This is a genomic window from Ruegeria sp. CF8, from assembly GCF_056537285.1.
Genome location: NZ_JBQFRG010000010.1, coordinates 1 through 18,693, shown reverse-complemented (window position 1 = coordinate 18,693; position 18,693 = coordinate 1). Strand labels below are relative to the sequence as shown.

Annotated in this window: 11 protein-coding genes; 4 read left to right on the top strand and 7 right to left on the bottom strand. The window is 52.3% G+C overall.

Features of this window, described 5'->3' with window-relative positions:
* Positions 1–167: 167 nt before the first annotated feature.
* The gene (locus tag ACR0EV_RS19295) at positions 168–1,868 is read left to right on the top strand and encodes a sulfatase-like hydrolase/transferase (RefSeq protein WP_480801597.1); all 1,701 of its coding nucleotides are present in this window, start codon (positions 168–170) and stop codon (positions 1,866–1,868) included.
* A gap of 135 nt (positions 1,869–2,003) precedes the next feature.
* On the opposite strand, the gene ACR0EV_RS19290 is transcribed toward ACR0EV_RS19295, so the two are convergent.
* Positions 2,004–2,822 (bottom strand): sulfotransferase family protein, encoded by an 819-nt coding sequence (locus tag ACR0EV_RS19290; RefSeq protein WP_480801596.1) that lies wholly within the window; start codon positions 2,820–2,822, stop codon positions 2,004–2,006.
* Positions 2,823–2,965: 143 nt separating this feature from the next.
* On the opposite strand from ACR0EV_RS19290, the gene ACR0EV_RS19285 reads away from it, so the two are divergent.
* Together ACR0EV_RS19285 and ACR0EV_RS19280 are read left to right on the top strand one after the other, a co-directional pair.
* A complete protein-coding gene (locus tag ACR0EV_RS19285) occupies positions 2,966–4,543 on the top strand; it encodes a DUF5928 domain-containing protein (protein WP_480801595.1) in 1,578 nt (525 codons plus the stop codon).
* Positions 4,544–4,870: 327 nt separating this feature from the next.
* Positions 4,871–8,470, top strand: a complete 3,600-nt coding sequence (locus ACR0EV_RS19280) for a flavoprotein (protein WP_480801594.1) — start codon at positions 4,871–4,873, stop codon at positions 8,468–8,470.
* Here the strand turns inward: ACR0EV_RS19280 and ACR0EV_RS19275 are convergent.
* From ACR0EV_RS19275 to ACR0EV_RS19250, 6 genes are all read right to left on the bottom strand, one after another.
* Positions 8,467–9,630, bottom strand: coding sequence for a hypothetical protein (locus tag ACR0EV_RS19275; RefSeq protein ID WP_480801593.1), 1,164 nt, complete (start codon positions 9,628–9,630; stop codon positions 8,467–8,469). The two genes, ACR0EV_RS19280 and ACR0EV_RS19275, sit on opposite strands and share 4 nt — an antisense overlap.
* Positions 9,631–12,918 (bottom strand): ATP-binding protein, encoded by a 3,288-nt coding sequence (locus ACR0EV_RS19270; RefSeq protein WP_480801592.1) that lies wholly within the window; start codon positions 12,916–12,918, stop codon positions 9,631–9,633. It lies immediately after the preceding gene.
* 272 nt (positions 12,919–13,190) lie between these two features.
* The gene (locus ACR0EV_RS19265; RefSeq protein ID WP_480801591.1) at positions 13,191–13,694 is read right to left on the bottom strand and encodes a hypothetical protein; all 504 of its coding nucleotides are present in this window, start codon (positions 13,692–13,694) and stop codon (positions 13,191–13,193) included.
* 24 nt (positions 13,695–13,718) lie between these two features.
* The gene (locus ACR0EV_RS19260; RefSeq protein WP_480801590.1) at positions 13,719–14,927 is read right to left on the bottom strand and encodes a glycosyltransferase family 39 protein; all 1,209 of its coding nucleotides are present in this window, start codon (positions 14,925–14,927) and stop codon (positions 13,719–13,721) included.
* A gap of 793 nt (positions 14,928–15,720) precedes the next feature.
* Entirely contained in the window at positions 15,721–15,864 is a 144-nt protein-coding gene (locus ACR0EV_RS19255; protein ID WP_480801589.1) for a hypothetical protein, read from the bottom strand.
* A gap of 398 nt (positions 15,865–16,262) precedes the next feature.
* Positions 16,263–17,060, bottom strand: coding sequence for a glycosyltransferase family 32 protein (locus tag ACR0EV_RS19250; protein ID WP_480801588.1), 798 nt, complete (start codon positions 17,058–17,060; stop codon positions 16,263–16,265).
* Positions 17,061–17,488: 428 nt separating this feature from the next.
* Here ACR0EV_RS19250 and ACR0EV_RS19245 point away from each other — a divergent pair, with 428 nt between their 5' ends.
* A complete protein-coding gene (locus tag ACR0EV_RS19245) occupies positions 17,489–18,358 on the top strand; it encodes an amino acid ABC transporter substrate-binding protein (RefSeq protein ID WP_480801587.1) in 870 nt (289 codons plus the stop codon).
* The last annotated feature ends 335 nt before the right edge of the window (positions 18,359–18,693 follow it).

The following is an 18,693-nucleotide window of genomic DNA, read 5'->3' as shown; positions in this document are numbered from 1 at the left end:
GCACATTGCAGCAATTTAAGTCGGATGAGATTTAGTGAAACATATATTTAACTTGATATATGCATGGAGTTGTTTTCCAGTCGACTAAAGAGTTGCCCGGGTAAGTGGAGGTAGAGGTGAAGGTGCAATCAGAAACATGCAGCAATCTCCTCACTTGGAAGGTGGGATTGGCGCTGGCATTTGGATATGCGTCACAAGTCGCCGCTCAGGATCAAAGAATTGTTCATGATGCCGAGTATTTCATTCTGGAAGCTCAAAACGGCTCAGTGTGGCAGATAGAAGACCAACAACTTGACGCAAAACTCGCCGAGTTGAGGGAGAAATACGGTTCTCCTCCTAACCTCATCCACTTAATGTGGGATGACCAGCCACTCGGCGCAGTCGGCATCCCAGCCATGCAACAAATCCGTGGATACGAGACGCCGAACCTCAATCAGATGGCCGAAGAGGGTATGCTGTTCACGCGTATGTATACGGAGCCCGCGTGTACACCTACAAGAGCCGCAGCTTGGACGGGTCAATATGCTGTGCGGTCCAGCATGTTTTCAGTCGGTTTTCCTATAGAGTACGAAGGAATTGCGGCTGAGAATATCACGATTGCGGAAGTCTTGAGCGATGCCGGATATGCGACTGGATTTTTTGGCAAAACGCACCTTGGCGATATCGAAGAGGCCTATCCGCATAATCAAGGATACGACGAAGCGTTCACCGCGCTCTACAACCAATCGACGAGTCTTTGGAACATCGAAGCCGAAGCCGCCAACGCAGTCGTAGGGTTGAAAACCGAGCTTCTGCCCGAGAACCCGTATCAGAAAGACAAAGAGTTTCTTCAGGATGGCTATGTCTTTTACGTAGAAGGCACAAAGGGTGGTCCAACGCGAGAATGGTGCGGCACGACAAACGAGTGCTACCGCGCATTTGACGGCGAAGCGCGGGATCGAACGTTTGATTTCATTCGCAGAAACGCCGAGGAAGGAAACCCTTTCTATGCTGCATGGTGGCCCATGTGGATAAGCTTTTTGCCAGACCCAAACAAAGAAACACTACAACGTGGTCTGGTCGGAGAGGCTTATCACAAATACCTTGATCCGGACGTCGGACAGTTGATTTCGCTTCTCAATGAGTTGGGCATAGCCGAGAACACACTTGTTATCGCCATGTCGGACAACGGTCCTATGACCCATAATCCGCCTGCTGGAGCAGGCCTTGGGGAAGGACCATTCCGAGGTGGCAAAGGTGACTTTCTCGAAGGCGGCGTCCGCGTTGCTGCTCAAGCTTGGTGGCCCGGGATGATCGAAGAAGGGCAGATTGTCGGAGACATCATCCATGTCACGGATCTTTTCACGACATTTGCACGCATCGGCGGCGCGTTGGAATTCGTTCCCAAAGACCGTGTGATTGATGGCGTCGATCAAACTTCTTTGCTGATCAATGGCGACAGCTTTAGCCGCCGAGACAGCGTAATGATCTATTCCGGTCCAAACCTCGGAGCGAGTGTGAAAGATCACTACAAGATGCACTGGATATCGTCTGACCCCTCACAAGCGTCCGCTGGCATCACTTCAGTCTTCGACCTTTTGAATGACCACCGCGAAGTTAATCCCATTGTGGTTGGCGGTTTTCACTTCAAGGAGCCATTCCGTCGTATGCGAGCGCGGCACGAACAGTGGATTGCAAGATACCCCCATTTGCCCCGTGCGTATGGCCCCGCCTACACCGGGATTGAAAACGCAAGGCCTGAGACCTTGGCGCTAAGCAATCCGCCCGAAGCACTGAATAACCTGCCTTTCGGATTGTTGGACTTCATTGAGCAATTGCCAAGTCTTCCCTTCGACCCGACCGGAGACGTAGGGTTGGATTTAGATTAAATGTGGCGTTCGGCTTTGAATGCACAACTGGCGCAGGTTCAAATCATTGAGCTTCTGCTTCGGGCTCAAAGCAGACACTCACCTGCCAATCATGTTCTAGGCAGATAGATCTCTGCCGGGGGCACCTATTGCTTCTCAATCACCCAGTTTGGCGTGAATTTCATCCAGATCGATTTCGCCGATCGGCATCTTGTTGGCCGGGTTTTCGAAATCGTATTTGAACAGCTCAAAATCCTGTTTGTAGATTTCGTAGACCAGATGCATCGACAGATCGTCGAAGTAATCCTCGACCGGATGGGCGCGTTTGGGGCCGTGGCCTTCGGATTCGTTGAACCGCGGAATCTCGGACAATGTTACAGGGTGCTTCAATTCGACATGATCCAGAACACCCTGCATCCCGTCGTTGAACGCTTCGGTCCAGAAAATCCTGTCGTAACGCCCGCCATTCACGATGAAGGTCGACACATGACCCGACATGGCTGACCAGTGAATGTCCGGATCCATCGGACGCCGCCAGCGGATCGTGTCGCGGGCAAACAGCAGGAACCGGCGGAAGCTGGCGATTTGATCGAATTCACCCTTACCGTCATCTCCACCCACTTCAATGCCGTAGTTGTAGATCAGCGTCGGCACCAGATTGCCCCGGTACCGTTTGCCGTTGCGTTGGATGCCGCAGATCTTGTCGAAGAACGAACTGAGGATGCGGGTATAGGGGTTGCGCACGCAGGTAAATGAATATGAGGCGTGGCTGCGCACGTTATTGGTGATCAGGCCCTGACTCTGGTCAAAAGCCCATTTGTGCATGCCATCCTTGGCATCGTGGATGTCGCCATCAAAAAACTGACCGTGATCCGAATAATACATGATCTGGCCAATGGTCGAGCACGCGCATTTGGGCACCACACGGTACACCATGCTTTCACTCTCGGTCATCCAGGTACCGGGAAACCCCATCTGCTGTGCCTCCTTCGCTGGTCAGGTCTCGATCCGATACGCCAGCGTTTGGTAATAAAGAACCAAAATTATTCTGTTTATTCAATCGCGCATCCTCAGTATCACGGTTGAAACCGGGCAGAAACGGAAATTACCTGATCTCAATGGCAAAGATCGCCTACATATTGCTGTGCCATAAGGACCCCGAGGCCATCATCGCGCAGGCCGAACAGCTGACCGCTGCAGGCGATTGCATGGCGATCCACTTTGATGCGCGTGCCAGTACTGCTGCGTATGACGAGATCCGCAGCGCGCTGCGCGAAAACCCCAATGTGACCTTCGCTGCAAAGCGCATCAAATGCGGGTGGGGAGAGTGGTCACTGGTGCACGCCACGCTGAACACCTTGAAGGCCGCGGTCGAGGCATTCCCCCGCGCCACGCATTTCTACATGCTGTCTGGCGATTGCATGGCCATCAAAACTGCCGAATATACCCACCGTTTTCTGGATGATCGCGACAAGGATTTCATCGAAAGCCACGATTTCTTTGAAAGCAACTGGATCAAGACCGGTATGAAAGAAGACCGTCTGATCTATCGCCATCATTTCAATGAACGCACGCAGCCCAAACTGTTTTACTCCGCCTACGAGATGCAGAAACGTTTTGGTCTGACCCGGGGTATTCCCGAAGACTTGCAGATTATGATCGGCAGCCAATGGTGGTGCCTGCGCCGCCGAACCGTTGAAATGATCCTGGATTTTTTGCGCCAGCGACGAGACGTGATCCGGTTTTTCTCAACCACCTGGATCCCCGACGAGACCTTCTTTCAAACACTGGTCCGCCATCTGATACCGAAGGGTGAGATCGAAAACCGCACACCAACCTTCCTGATGTTTTCCGACTATGGAATGCCGGTCACTTTCTACAACGATCACTATGACATGCTTTTGGGTCAGGATTACCTGTTTGCCCGCAAGATCAGCCCCGAAGCACACGAGCTTAAGGATCGCTTGGGGTCACTTTACGCCAGTGAAGGTATTGAGTTTCCGGTTTCGAATGAAGGGCGCAACCTCTTTGCATTTCTGACCGGACGCGGGCGTATTGGCCGCCGATTTGGGCAACGTTTCTGGGAAGCCGGTCACGCGTTGGGCCCCGAGCGCGAGCTTTTCGTCATCGTCTGCAAGAAATGGCACGTCGCCAAGCGATTGGTTGATCAGATCGCATCCGAAACTGATATCCCCTGTGTAGAGTACCTGTTCAACGAAGAAGAGACACGGATGCCCGATCTGGGCGGAGTCGAAACGAGCCTCGCCAAACGCTCGCGACACAGACGGGCCGTGGTGAGAATGTTGTTTGACAGTTTCGGGTCGGATCAACTGGTTCTGTGCCTCGACCCCGCCAATCTTGACGTGCTTGAGGATTTCTGCGGCGATCAGGCCAAAACCCATGTGCTCGAGATCGAATGCGAGTATTCGGACGACTACCTGATCGGCCATGCGCGCCGCGTTGGGCTGGCCGGAGAAAACAGCCCTGCAGAAAACGTGGCACAACTGGTGCCAACGCTGCGCAATGATCTGAACTATGAATCACAACAAATCCGGGCGGCCGGGCTTGAGAATTATCTGCGCCTGCGTGAAACGGCCCCGCGCAGCGAAAATGAAACCGTCATCGCCGGGTTTCTTGGTGTGAGTCAGGAAAAAGCCAGCGCCGTTATGCGGCTGGACTATCTGTTCCTCGATTAGACGAAACACCGGCCCGCTCTCTGGATGACGACGGGCCTTGAGGTGGAGTGCGGCAAGCGCCGCCTCAACCTGCTTTTGCCCCATGGATCCGCAACCCGGCGATCAAGTTCACTGCATTCGTGATTTTTGTCTAAAAATCGGATACTGTTCGTCCAATTAGGCCGATTTGTTTATACTTTTTTGACCGACAGATCAGTCTCGACCAGTGAAAAGACACCGTACTGGACGATCTTTGTTGCACAAAGAGCAATGCCCGTCCGGGAAACACACAGACATTCTGCTGGTCCAAATTTGAAATTTGAAACGCAACTCCGGGGGGACATAGTTGTGACCACAGATCAAATTGCCAATGCCAGATCATACATTCCAAGCGACGCAGACTGGACCCTGATTTACAAAGTCCTGCCGGGCGAGGCCGAAGTGGCGAACCCTGCTGTCATCAATCCACATTTCGAGTGTATCGAAGTGACCGGAAACACGGTCCTGCCCGCAAAGGGCATGTATGTTGTGCTGCGCGGTGTCGTTCAGTTGCGTCAGAATGGGCACCCTCTGGCCAGCGCAGATGTGGGCGATTATTTCTACGAAGAACACCTTCAGATCTCGGACATACCTGTCAGCCTCGAAGCACTTGCATTAGACGGCACACGTTTGGCCTATTTGTCGAGCGACAACTGGCGGAAGATACCGGAAGAGGTACGCAAACCCTGTTTAGCCACCATGTTCGGCGATCTGGTGAGCGTCCAATTGCAGAATTTCCAACAGCCAATCAACTGTTGCAGCGTGACAGCGGCGGCGCTCAGCATGTCGGCGCTTGGGTTCAGTTGCGAGGTGAATGACATCTTCCGCGAATGCGCGTTACCGTCGTCCTTTGTGGTGAATGACGGAATCTCGCTGGGGGAACTGTTTGACGTTGCCTGCACCTACATTCATTCGCAAGGACTTCAAGACCGGGTTCAGGTTCAGGCCTATTTCATGGATGAAGACACAACCAGCGTTCCCCTGCTGCTTGAGGCAATCGACGAATCCAATCGGTTGGGGGGTGACAACGATATTCTGGTGGCGAATTTTCAGGTCGGCGTCGCCCATGGCAAAGAAAACATGCCAGGCGGCCATTTCGCCGTCATCGCCAAGTGCAACCCAAGCACCGGTCTGGTGCATATGATGGACGTGCATCCTGAAAAATACGGAAAGCTTTGGGTGACAACGATCGAACGGCTGTGGAAGGCCATGTCGGACCGCGACGGAACCTCGATGCGGTCGCGGGGCATTCTGCGCTTCTCGGCGCGTGCTGCGGTCAAAACCCATTTGAAAACGTTCAAACAGCGATGCAATTACGTCGACAGCACGCGCTATCTGGCGAAAGATCCCAAAAAGCGCCGCAACCTGTTCCGCCGGGCGACGCCCAACATGAACTCGCTGGGTGTGCTTGCGGAAAGCCTGGCCATTCACGGTGACAACCGCGTGGACGAGGATGAGTTGCTGCGGGCGACCGAGGCATCATTCACGGAAGCTGTTAGCCGGGTCGCCACTGCAAAAGACATGCACGAAATGGCGGAAAAATACCTTAGCCAGTCTGAAAACGTGCATCTGGGCAGTACGTTCCAAAGCTTTGCAACACGCAAGGACACATCGATTCAAACACCGCAGGATTGGTTCAAGGAACAGTTGAAAAGCCTGAATACCAACAAAGATCGTCACCTGATGATCAATATCGATTTCAACCGCGTCACCGGGATCGAAGCGATCCGTTCGCCGGAAAACGTCTATCGGGAAACTGCCCTGCTGGAAGAGTTCTGGTGTCTTTGCATTGCCTATGACGAAGCCACCGATGTTGTCACCATTGTCGACATGAGCCCCGCGACCTCTCAGGTCTGGCAAGCGCCACGCGGCAATATTTTTCGTGGACTACGCGATCTGGAAGACCCCGCATTGGTGATGATCGAAGAAATCGACCCGCCCGAGGACCCAAGCGATGTTGTCAGTATCCTCAAGCACAACACGATGGTTCTGTTTTATGAAGATGAAGACCCCTGGTCCTATATGCTGCGCAGCATTCTGTCGAATATCGGCGCGACAACCGTCAAGCAGATCGACGTAGGCGGGCGCGATCCCAATATGATCCGGATGCGGCGACAACTGGTAACGCTTGGTGAGCGACCAGACGTGCCTTACTTGTTTTTCCAAGGAGAGTGCATCAGCAAAAGCGAAGAGCTGGAAGACATCGTGGACATGATCCGGGCCGGTGAATTGCAGGCCAGGATGCGCAAGGAAGGGCTGCCTGTTTCTGATCTGAATGAAACACCAAGCCTTGAAAAAAACCCGTTCGGCTATCCCAAAGGGGTGATGAATCAAGTCAACGCCGGCAAGCGCAACGTATTGTTGTGTGCCTGCGGCTCGTCTGCGGCAGATAAGATCCCTGAACTTGTCGAACGCATCGTCGATGCCGGGCACAACGTGAAACTGATCCCCTCGGTCTCGGCCGAAAAGTTCTTTCGCGATTTCGGGGCCGAGAGGATCGACGCCAAGATCACCCATCACGATTATTACCGGGACGATGATGAGTGGAATTTCCGCTATATGAAGTTTGACATGCCGGTGAGGGCCTCGCATCTGGCGCTGTGCGACTGGGCCGATTGCGTCATTGTGGCCCCCATCACCTGCAACACGATGGGCAAGGTGGCCAACGGTATTGCTGACAACCTTCTGACCTCGGTCTTTGTGGCGTGGCAATACCAGAAGAAACCGGTGATCCTTTGCCCGGCCTGCAACACGAATATGTGGAACAACATCACCACGCAGAACAACGTCGACAAGCTGAAGACGCTGGGCGTCGATTTCATCGGTCCGCGCGAAGGGCGCTTGTCAAATGGCCGGATGGGTATCGGCATGATGGCCACGCCGGATCAGATCATGGAAGCTTTGGCAGACGCCTTCGAGGAGTTGGACGATCAGAAATACCGTGTCTGCAAATGGGCGCGCGAGGCCGCCGCCGCCGATGACATCAACGAATGGAGACGCGTGTTCCGCGCCATCGACGAAGGCATCGTCGGGGTCAATATCGTGGACGAGGCGCATGGCGATTCCTTGTTGCATTACGCAGCCGGTGGCGAAGGTGAACTGAACGAAAGCGGTCATGATCTGGGCAAACCGGACTATGAGGCCGCTCAGGACCTGATCAAACGCGATATCGACGTCAACATCGTCAACGATCACGGGTTCACTGCGCTGCATGTGGCAGTAATGAACAAAGCGCCCAGGATGGTTGAAATCCTGCTGGGGGCCGAAAACATGGACGCGACCTCGTGCATCGATTTTGTGCAGAGCATGACGATCGAACCCGAAATCCGGACCATGCTGGACAACTGGGCGCGCGATCACAACGTGAAGGTTGCTGACCCTGAAGAAGGCCGCGATGAAAGCTTCGTGGCCGTGCAAGAGCCGACATATCTGTATTTCACCTATGGTTCACTGAAACAGGGATTCCCGAACCACGAAGCGCACAGCAAAGTTCTAAACGACTTCGTGGGTCCGGCCCGCACCCGGCAACCGATGCCGCTGATTGTCCCGAAAGAGCCATTCTGTGACAATCCGAACTGCGGGTATCTGCACCGAATGGCGACGCTTGTGGATCAGCAGGGCATGGGCAAACAGGTCAGTGGTGAGGTCTATCGTGTAACGGAATCCGGTTTGCACGAGCTGGACAAGCTGGAAGGGTATCACGGCCCCAACTCGACCGAAAATGTGTATGTCCGCAAGAAGATCAACGTGGTCGTGAACGGCGTAATGAAACCTGCATACGCCTATGTGATCGCGGAGCCAGAGAAATACCTGAAGAACTTGCGCGACGGCACGTCAGAGATGGTCAGCGATTACACATTGGACATGGCGCAGGGCGAGCCCAAACCGGGGTTTGAACCTGTAGCTTAACCGTCTTGCGTGCTGATTGGCGGCGGTTCAGGGCTTTCCTTCAGGCTGAGGTTGTAAGCCGTGATCGCCACCATGCACAGCAGCACAAACGGCCAGAAACTGGCCTTGGGAATAAGATTGTCCCGGTAGTGGATAATCCGCAGCGACGGCACCGCCTCGGAGGCGAAGAGGTACGTATTGACCGATACCGCCAGAAGCAAGAAGTACATCAGGAAAAAGAACGACTCCATGTAGATCACAGGCGAACCCGCAAAGCCTTCGCGCAGCTGCACATGTGCCAACAGGATCACAAAGAACAGAACCGAACAGGTACCGATTACACTGGACGTGCTGAAATCATGCCGCTCGGCCAGACCCTCGCGACGGGTGACTGTCATGACCGCTCCGAACAGCAACATCGTCACAACGATCAAAGGAACCATGTGAACGATAAACGCATTGGCAAAATTGCGTTTGATGACGAAGTTATAGTGCAACTCGGGCGCGTTGGTTTGATAAGCGTTCTGACCGATGCCCAGCGTTGTATCCAGATTTGACAGTTTATAGTCGAAATAGGTGTTTTCCCGCTCCCACGTTCCCATCACGATCTGATTGTCGATCCCAAAAATATCATCCGGTCCGGTTGCCGGATACGCCGCGAAATCAGGAACCAACGCGACGGCGTCCTCAAATGAAGACGGCCAGAACCGCACCCAGACCGTTTTGTGATCAAAAGGGTAACTGGTGTAATCAAAGCTCTGGCGCAGGGTTTGTTCGAAGTACCAACCCACCAATACGCCGTCAGGTTGCGGCAGTCGGTACGCCTCGGCGATCAGGCCGTTTGCACTATCTACCGCTTCGGGCAGAAGAAACCCGACCTCATCCTCAGTCGGGAGGATCTGGTCATGCACGCCCGACTCATAGTGCTGCCAGATATAACCCGTGACCTGAACATCGCTGGCCCCCAGAAAACTGAATGACTTTATGAAAATCCCTGTCCGTACATAGTAGTCAGGCTCTACATCCAGCTTACCCAGATATGAGTCTACTGCGGCCTGATCTGGCAACTGCGTCGGATCACCTTCGAAATGGTTCAACTCGATCCAGAGTTTCAGCAAAAGACCCGCCAGCCCAAGGGTCAGCAGGCCAGAGATAAGCCAAACCTTCTTCTCGACGCTCATTCAGCCTCCTGCCTGTTCCGTCAGAAAATCAGCTGGCCCCAGCAGGGATTGAGTGATGCCCATCTCGGCAAATTCGGCTTGCAGGTTAGCAAAACGCTCATGTTCGCTTGGCGCGATGCCTTTTTGTCCGCATTCCGACAGAAAACGCGTCTGGCGGATGGACAAATCGACCATTGGCAATGGTTCCCCGGCCGTAAAGGCCGCCAGCCCATCCGCATAGTCATTTGCCGCTTGCCAATCACCTCGCGCCAGCATGACTGCGCTGGCATCGGGGTAAAAGTGCAGATGGCTATGACCGACACACCCTTCTGCAATGATTTCGGTCCCCAATTTCAACAGGCGCATTTGTTCATCCGGGTCAGTTTCTGCCATCGCCAACGCCGATAATGCCTTGGGCCCTACAAAGTTCCGCCCATGCTCCAAGGCGATCTCAACCGCGCGGCGGCCCGCTTCCAAAGCCTGATCCATTTGTCCGGCGTAAACCTGCGTGCGTGCCAGATGTTCCAGCGCCTGTGCCTCAAGCCGCTTTGCCCCAACGCGTTCTGCGATCTCGGCCGAAACCCGAAAAGCCTCAAGCGCGCGGTCGAGATCACCCAAAAAGGTCTCAGCCACACCCAGGCAGGTCTGAGCCACACATTCAGGCACGAAAGCAAAATACTTCTGGGATACTTCAATGGCTTCATTTGCGTCGGCGCGCCCTTGTTTCACATCTCCTGTGTAGCTGCGCGCGACGCTCAGGTTGTGCAGATTGGCCGCCAAATCCCGAACCAGCCCCTTTTCACGCGCCCGGTCAACGGCTTGCGTGTAAAAACCAGTCGCCGTCTTCATGGTGGCCTTCATGAAGTTGGCATCACCAAATCCGCTGAGCGCCCCCACTTCAAGGCGAACGGAATCCAGTTTGCGGGCCAAGGTGAGCGCCCGCTCATTCGCACTCAGCGCTTCCTTGTCACGGCCCAAGGGGAAATACACATTGCCGCGCACATAGTTGATCTGGGCCACGTCCCGTTCAGAACCCGCACGCTCAGCCGCAGCCTCTGCCGTATCCAGCGCCTCAAGCGCGTCCTGATACAGGCTGGCCTGTCGCGCAGCCTGTGCCAACCCGATATGCGCCCGGCTGATTTGCTCATCCGTTTCTGCCAAGTTTGCCGCGTCTCGGAACTCCTGCAAGGCTTCGTTGGACAGGCCCTGCAAACGATGCGTCTCACCCCGTGCACACAGCAGATCAAACCGGACGCCTGCGGGCGACGGCAGTTCCAAAGCACGTTCGATCAAAGGGCTTGCGTCGTCGAACCGGAACGCATTGATCAGCTTATCGGCCGCATCCAGATAGGCTTGCGCCGCATTGTTGGCCCCCGCCCTGTCCAGATGTTGTGCGCGCAGGGTCGCATCACGATCTTCGAACCATTTGGCCGCCTGTCGATGCAAGCGCGCGCGTTCCGATTTAACCAACGTGGCATAAGACCCATCACGGATCAGCGCGTGTGCAAACATAAGATCTGCCCCGGCCTCTCGTATCAGGGCCGAGCGGATCAGATTGGTGGTATCCAGATGCCCTTCGCCGAGTATGTAATTCAGAACCTCGGGCGAGAATCTCTGCCCCAGCACTGACGCCGCCTGAATTGCGCTGCGACTTGTACGGTCCAACGCATCCAAACGTGACTGAACGATCCCCTGAATGCTTCCGGGCACAGTTTCCTGCTTGAGTACATCGATGTTGCGCAACAACTGTTCCAGGAACAAAGGGTTTCCGCCTGCGCGTTTGACGCATGTGTCCAAAAGCTCGGGATCAATGGCTGTAAATTCCTCAACCAGTTGCCGCGCCTGGTCTTCCCCCATCGGAGCCAATTCCAACTTGGACACAAGCGCGCCGTCTGTGGCCATTTGCCAATCTCGATCAATCGGGTCCCCTTCGACCCGACTGGTCATCATCAAGACACAAGGGATTTGCCGCGTTGCTGCTGCGATATGTGCGCAGGCCGCGAGAATGTCGGGTGACGCCCAATGGATATCTTCGATCTGGATCAGCAAGGGCGCGTCCTGACTGCGCGCCATCAGCAACTCATCAATGACCTGCCTACGCCCACGCAACCGGGTCTTGTTGTCCATGACGGCATAAACCTCCGCCAAACCCGGATCTTGCTCAAGCTCAAGCAAAGCGTTGAGATGCGCTGCATTGGATGGGCTGACCCAGCCTTTGGCGACCGCTTCCTTGGCCACGGTGGCGCCAGTTTCTGGCCCATCCGACGGGTCAAGTCCCAGAACACTACGGGCAACGGACTGAATGGCCGAGTGCCCCTCACGGGCCCCAAAATCCATAACAACGCCATTGTGGATCGAATAGGACAGGCTTTTGGCCAGCTCGGCAACCTGTTCAGACAAATGAGTCTTACCGATCCCCGGTTCGCCCAGAACCACGTGGACTTCGCCTTCACCGTGTCGTTTGCACCGGTCAAATGTTGCCGAAAACAATGAAATCTCACGGTCGCGCCCTATGAACTTATGGCGTCTTGTCCGAATGTTGCGGGCCAAACGGTCCAGACGCCAGACTTCGACGGGTTCAGTCAGTCCCTTGATAGCCTGAACACCGATGGATTCGCCCACAAACAGCGGACCCAATGCGCGTTGGATGTCATGAGAAACAAGCGTTTCTTCACCTTTTGAGATGTCGGTCAAGCGCGAGGCTAAATTGACCCCATCGCCGGTAACGGTGTATTCCGTGTGCGCTTGGCTGCCGGTTGTGCTGGCAATGACCTGCCCCGAAGCAATACCGATATGACAGGACAGTGGTGGCGTCAGTGTCGGCAATACTGCATGTATCTCGGCCGCTGCTCTGGCTGCCCGTTCTGTGTCATTTGTATGTGAGATAGGTGCGCCGAAAACCGCCATGACCGCATCGCCAATATGCTTGTCTATGCGCCCCCCAAATTTCTCAACAACATTGTCCACTTTGCCAAAGAACTGGTTAAGCAAGGCGTGCAGATCTTCGGCGTCCAAGTCACTGGACATCTTTGTAAACCCAGTCAGGTCAACAAACATCACGGTGACCTGCCGTCGCGCAGGTTCTATCGACGCCGTAGTGTCTTGCATTGTGGCTACTTCGGTCACGTCGAGAGTTTCAATCGCACGCAATAACCTTCGACGATCACCAACAGCAGTGACTCCGATTTCAATAAGATCTTCTGCCGTCAAATCTGGCAGAATAGAAAAATCGATCTTGTTGTCTAGAAAGGCTTGCGCGTAGTCAGACAATCCAATTGCGCTTAGCCACTTGCTCAGGTCCTGAGACATGTCGCCCCTCTGAAGTCCCCCTACTTCAAATACACCTCTAGCACGGGCACTACGCTTGAGTCTGCAAAAACCAAATTAATTTGTGAATATGTGTGTGTTTATTTGGGGTTTAGCTCCGATACTTCCGCCGACCGGACCAAAACTTTGTTTAAGTTTTGACTGAAATACCGAAACCAATAAATCGGCACCTTTTTCTTCCAATCTGGAAATCCGTTGGACGTGCCGCCTATCTTGTCAACGACGGGATCTTTGAAAACCCAGAGCAGGTCAGGTCATTGACGAGCGTTCGATCGTTTTTCGCGGGCCATTTTCCGCAAGCTTTCGTTGACGTACAAGTCAGCAACAGCTCCAAAGCTTTGCACTGAACCTGACTTTGCGAATTCTGTAAGGGGAAGGCGCAGAATGTCTGTCGAGCCAATGTCATAATCCCATTCAACAACCCAAACCCGTTCGGTATCCGGGTTCGTTTCCATGTAGTTTTCCCATTCCGCAGGAACGAAATGGCCCCATTCACTTTCTGGGAAGTAATACAACAGTGGCGGATCGGCGTGAGTATTTCTAATAAAGACAACATCATCCTTTTGAAGATTTGGTCTCAGAACCTCCGCAAGACCGGCATAGTCCCGAGGACTGCTTTGTGCGTGGCTGGCGTAACGGACGGAGTCTACATGCATGACGACTAAGGCGGCGGCTGCAGCCCACCAAAAGCGGTGCCGATGAATAAGCCACGACAAACCATAAGCCATCGCCAGTATGAGAAAGGGAATAAAAACCAAAGATCCACGTGCAGTCAGAACTGGTCAAGCAATAGAAACCAACAAAAGGAGCGCCATAGGCAGGAAAGCCAGCCAGACGGACAATCGAATGTTGGACATCCCTGCAATCGTCATCACCCAGCCCGGCGACCAGGCACTCAGAAGATTCAGAAAAAACAAAATGACCAGTGACATGACCGCGCCGATCAGGGGCAATATTGAAACGGCATACAGCAACACTCGGGTTGTCGGACCACTCTCTTCACTGACAGAAGAGGCAAATATGAACATCAAGCCAGAAGCAACTGCCCCCGCACCCAACGCACAAATCGTTTTTGGCCAAAATATACTGCGGTTTTCAGTTTTAATCCCTTGGACGTCGCCCGCTTTTGAAGGCAAAAATTGTCCTAAAAAAACGAGCGTGACGGTCAGAGGCGCAAGGATCCAGGGCTGAAAAAACAACTCCGGTGGAGTACCCCAGAAAAAGTCCTGTGTAGGGAAAATCAGGTGGCCGGATTCCAGGTAAGACCATTGAGGCTCCAGCCAACGGCTGGGTGGGTTCTGAAAGATCGCTAACGACAAGACAGGAAGAGACACAATTACGCATATGCATTGCGTGAAAAACACTGTGCTTGAAATTCTACTGCGGACTATCTGAAAGCTCGTCCAGATCATGTGAGTCAGTAAAAGTGGCCAGCAATATATGTAGGTCCACAAGGCTGCCACTGTAACCGCGGCATAAGCAAGTAGATCAGTCCGCCGATGTTTGTCGATGACGCGGTAAAGCAACCATGTGGCAATCACACATAGCAGTGCGGCCATGACATACATACGCGTCATTTGACTCCAGTAGATGTGAAAACCACTGAGCGCCAGAAACAACGACGCGAAAAATGCAGATCTCTGATCCGCCTCCCTTTTGGCGATCAGATAGACAAACACGACGGTTAAAACGCCAAAGATTGCAGATGGGAGCCGCAATGCCAGAAGGCTGGTTCCGAAGGTTTTGGTCCAGCCGAACATGAACAGAAAGTACCCGGGTGGGTGGCCGTCTGCGAGTGTGCCCTTGTACAATGTATCCCAATCCGTCCGGTTCGCCGCCTGGTTGACCCATTCTGGCATTTTGATCCCTGAAACAAAGTTTTCGGGGTGAGAAAAAGTACGCTCTTCAATCCCCCACAACCGCAAGGTGACAGCAGCAAGAGCAATTAGCATAAGGCCAATAATCTCGGGGGTTACATAACGACGGATCAAAAAATACCTGAAAAAGGACACAAGAGACTAGATGGTTGGCGTAAATCTAAGCCAGACAGAACTGGACAAAAAAACGAAATCGATTGCAGAAGGCATTTTGGTTGGCCCTCCTGTGCTCAACTTTAACTTGCCAGTAGGGATGTCGCATTACCTTCTTGAGGAACTCCCTAACAGCGATCCTAGGTGCTGTTAATTGAAACTTCGGACGTAAAGCGATTTGGAAGTCAGTCGGCGTCCCTTGAGAACCAATTTGACGGAAAAGCTACCATTGTCCACATTTTGAGCTTCAAATTTCTAACATAGTTTTGGAGCCCCCCCTTGCCCTTTGTCTTTCTCATTATGGAAGGGCAATTCGTTTGCTTGTTTGAAGTTGTTTACGTGTGAATGCGGTGAGGTTTGGAAAATTTCGATTATTGTGTGGTGGCGGTCAGTTTGAGATTCTCGAACGTTGCTTTTTGGGATTATGTTTGGGACTTTTTTGTCTAGCGCATTACACGTTGGTCGAGCGATTGTTTTTGTGGATCGCTTTTAGTCTGAAGTGGCTGTTTTGGTATTATTCGACCTGGTTTCGGGAGTATGATTTGAACGTCTGACCTTCAGGTTATGAGCCTGACGAGGTGAAGACGTTAAGCAATTGATCCGGGGGATCAATTGTAGTCTGAACGGGCTGCTTTGAAGGTTTCCGACCTGGTTTCGGGAGCAGGATTTGGCCTTTGCCGAACGTCAACGAAACTCCTTTTCTAGGCAATAGGATGAGCGTGGAGTCCCTGTGTCAAAGCCTGTAAACCGGTATTTACACCCCTCCAAGAATTGCCGAAGCCCCGCTAATCGACTGATGCAGAGTTTCTTGCTCTAAGTCAGCGTTGTGAACTTTTGAAACAAACGTCACGAACACCGCAAGCGTGACAATTACCGTAATCATCCATCGGTGTGTCATCAGTGGCCTCCTTCAATCCAACTTACACATCTTCTTTGGCTCAAAGATGGGATTGAGAAGAGATTGACGGTAGGAAATTACATGTTGCTATACAGTAGTTGTTGGTAACACACTTTGCTTCGTGAAAGTGCAGGGGAATAGTCGTGGCGGAAAATGTCGATAAGGCGGATATTCTCAAACAACTGGAACGCATCACAACGTCCAAGGATTTCCCATGCAGTACCCGAACAAAGACGCTCCTGGAACACCTTGTTCATCGAGAACTTGAAGGTCGTCAGATGTCCACTCCGAGCCCAAAAACTGTTATTCTTCGCAACAAGTCCGCCGCAAACATCGCCGGAAGGATGTAAATTTGAAGTGTTCCTCTTGTGGCGAAGCTGGGAAAATTGCCGATCATTTCACGAGAAGTCTTTAAGAGCTTTGTGCCAAAGGCTGCCTGGCTCTGAACCCTCGATATGTTCATTCGACTTTTTATGGATATGCAAACCGATGTGGCAAGGATCATCGTAAAAGAATTGCCAGGGAACGTCGCGAAAAACGTCAAAATTCTTCGCATCAGACCAATGATAGAAGGTCGCTGGTGGTTGTGCACGACCATAAAGGTCGTGTCTTTTCGCAAGCTGCCGGAAGGCCTCGTTGCCGTAGATCGTAATCCCAAGGTCCGAAGCGGAATAGGACGTTCCGGTCAGGCGATACCACATTGGACGCAAAATGCGGCGTTTAAATTCGAGCCAGTCTGGTACCAGACAATCCTGTTCAAGTAGACGCTCATATTCTCCAATAATCGGGTTTCCAGGGGGAAGGTAGAAAACAGATGCGCCGATTCCGCCGGATTCCTCTCGCACGAAATAGACGTCATCTGAAGGATATTCAAAGGGCCGAAACATCAACACATCACTATCAAGCCACAAACCTCCGCCAGCCCGTTGCAGAAAGACCCTGAAAAAATCACTGAATTGAACAGTTGGCAGCCAGGTAGCTTGATCTTTTTTAGCCACAGGCACCAGCCGCTTGACTAACGCCCTATCAAGTACTTCGTTGCCGTCCCTGATTTCGACGCCAGGCGGTGCATTCGGAATGTCCCCATAGGTGTATAAGGTGACAGGCATATCTGTGGCGAGCATTGACGATATACACACCCGGTCAACTAACCTCAAAGGGCCGTCGAACCACATTGTGGCTAGCTTGTTTGCCATTTTTTTCGTTTTCCTTAAGCCTGATAGAAGTAGCTTTCCAAAGGATAATCTACAACCGGACCTGATGTCTTTTACTAATGGCTTTTATTGATGGATGTTGTGGTAAAGGCTTGGTCCAAATAACAGCCGTTCGTCAGATCGGAACGAAGGGCCGCTCCCAGCCCAAAGCGGACTGTTTCAACGTTTGCGTCATTAAAATAGTCAGTTCGGTGTTGGTTTGATACCGCGGCATCCAAATGAGTTAACCCGCACTAGACATTTGCACATAAGCCCGGCCTAATAGGCTTTGCATTAATCTAACTGAGTTAGCTACCCATGGTGCAAGGATGTGGTTTTCTTTCCTCGCCAAGCGACTCTTGCTATCAGCTATCAGCCTACTTTGCGTCTCAATGTGTTTTGATCTCGACATAGGATAATTTGTACCTCCAATGGAATGGAAACCGGACAAAGAAGGAAAACCCATGCGTTTGTTATCTGTACTTATCGCAACAGCTCTTTTCTCAACCGGAGCGGTTGCTCAGACAATCGAAAGGATAACAAAAAACAACGAAATCCGATTTGGTTTTCGAACAGACGCTGCGCCACTATCTTACCTCAACGACCAAGGTCGGCCGTTTGGCTTGTCACCGTTAATCTGCGATCAGGTCGCGCAGAGGCTTGCGAAGAAACTTGAATTAAAGGAATTAAACGTCCAGTTCATTCCGGTCGACGCCAAGGATCGTTTCGACAAAATTGCCTCAGGAGAGGTCGATGTGCTTTGTGGGGCTGCGACCATAACACTTTCCCGTCGCGAAGTTGTTGATTTCTCGATTCCAATTTATGTCGACGGCACGTCCATATTACTGCCAATCGAGGCCGAGGGCACCATGAGTGCGTTAGCGGGTAAGAGGGTTGGCATGAGAAGCAACACAACAACAGAGGCATCCGTTCTTAATTCTTTTGAGGCGGCAAGTATCGATGCAAATATGGTACGGTTCGCCTCACACCCAGACGGCATCAAGGCGCTGCGAGACGGCGAAATCGATGCGTATTTTGCAGATCAGTCGATTTTATTAGTCAATTACATTGCTGCCGGACTAAAAGGCAAATTCAAGCTATCCCAAGAAATATTGACAATAGAAAAGCAAGGATTAGCGATACCGAAAGGAGATTATGATTTTCGATTGCTTGTAGATCGTATTTTGTCAGAGATGTATGCTCAAGGTACAATGGAGGAGATTTTCCGTATTGCCTTGCCGGGGATAGAGCCCAGCGAAGCATTGAAAGCTCTGTATGTAATCGCCCCTACCAATCCTTGACACGTATCGCATAAAACAGTGCTTTTTTGCGTGTCAATTTCGCACTGCGATTTAGGCTGAGTTACCTGCAGAGCAAACGTTGGAAAAAGTTAAATCAAGGTCTGCTATCGGAAATTGAGAACCCCTTAGATGAAATCTTCGAGGGGACCGTGGTCGCTAAAGCCAGCCAGATTAGGGGTCAGACCGCATTCTACTCAACATTTACGGCTTGTGCTGTGTGCGACGGTCCACCGATATTAGTGTCTATGAGCCTGACGAGGTGAAGACGTTAAGCAATTGATCCGGGGGATCAATTGTAGTCTGAACGGGCTGCTGTGGATTTTCCGACCTGGTTG

Bases quoted from the DNA above. Each gene is read 5' to 3' on its own strand.
- ACR0EV_RS19290 (WP_480801596.1), bottom strand. From the start codon at position 2,822: ATGGGGTTTCCCGGTACCTGGATGACCGAGAGTGAAAGCATGGTGTAC.
- ACR0EV_RS19285 (WP_480801595.1), top strand. From the start codon at position 2,966: ATGGCAAAGATCGCCTACATATTGCTGTGCCATAAGGACCCCGAGGCC.
- ACR0EV_RS19275 (WP_480801593.1), bottom strand. From the start codon at position 9,630: ATGAGCGTCGAGAAGAAGGTTTGGCTTATCTCTGGCCTGCTGACCCTT.
- ACR0EV_RS19270 (WP_480801592.1), bottom strand. From the start codon at position 12,918: ATGTCTCAGGACCTGAGCAAGTGGCTAAGCGCAATTGGATTGTCTGAC.
- ACR0EV_RS19255 (WP_480801589.1), bottom strand. From the start codon at position 15,864: ATGACACACCGATGGATGATTACGGTAATTGTCACGCTTGCGGTGTTC.
- ACR0EV_RS19250 (WP_480801588.1), bottom strand. From the start codon at position 17,060: ATGGCAAACAAGCTAGCCACAATGTGGTTCGACGGCCCTTTGAGGTTA.
- ACR0EV_RS19245 (WP_480801587.1), top strand. From the start codon at position 17,489: ATGGAATGGAAACCGGACAAAGAAGGAAAACCCATGCGTTTGTTATCT.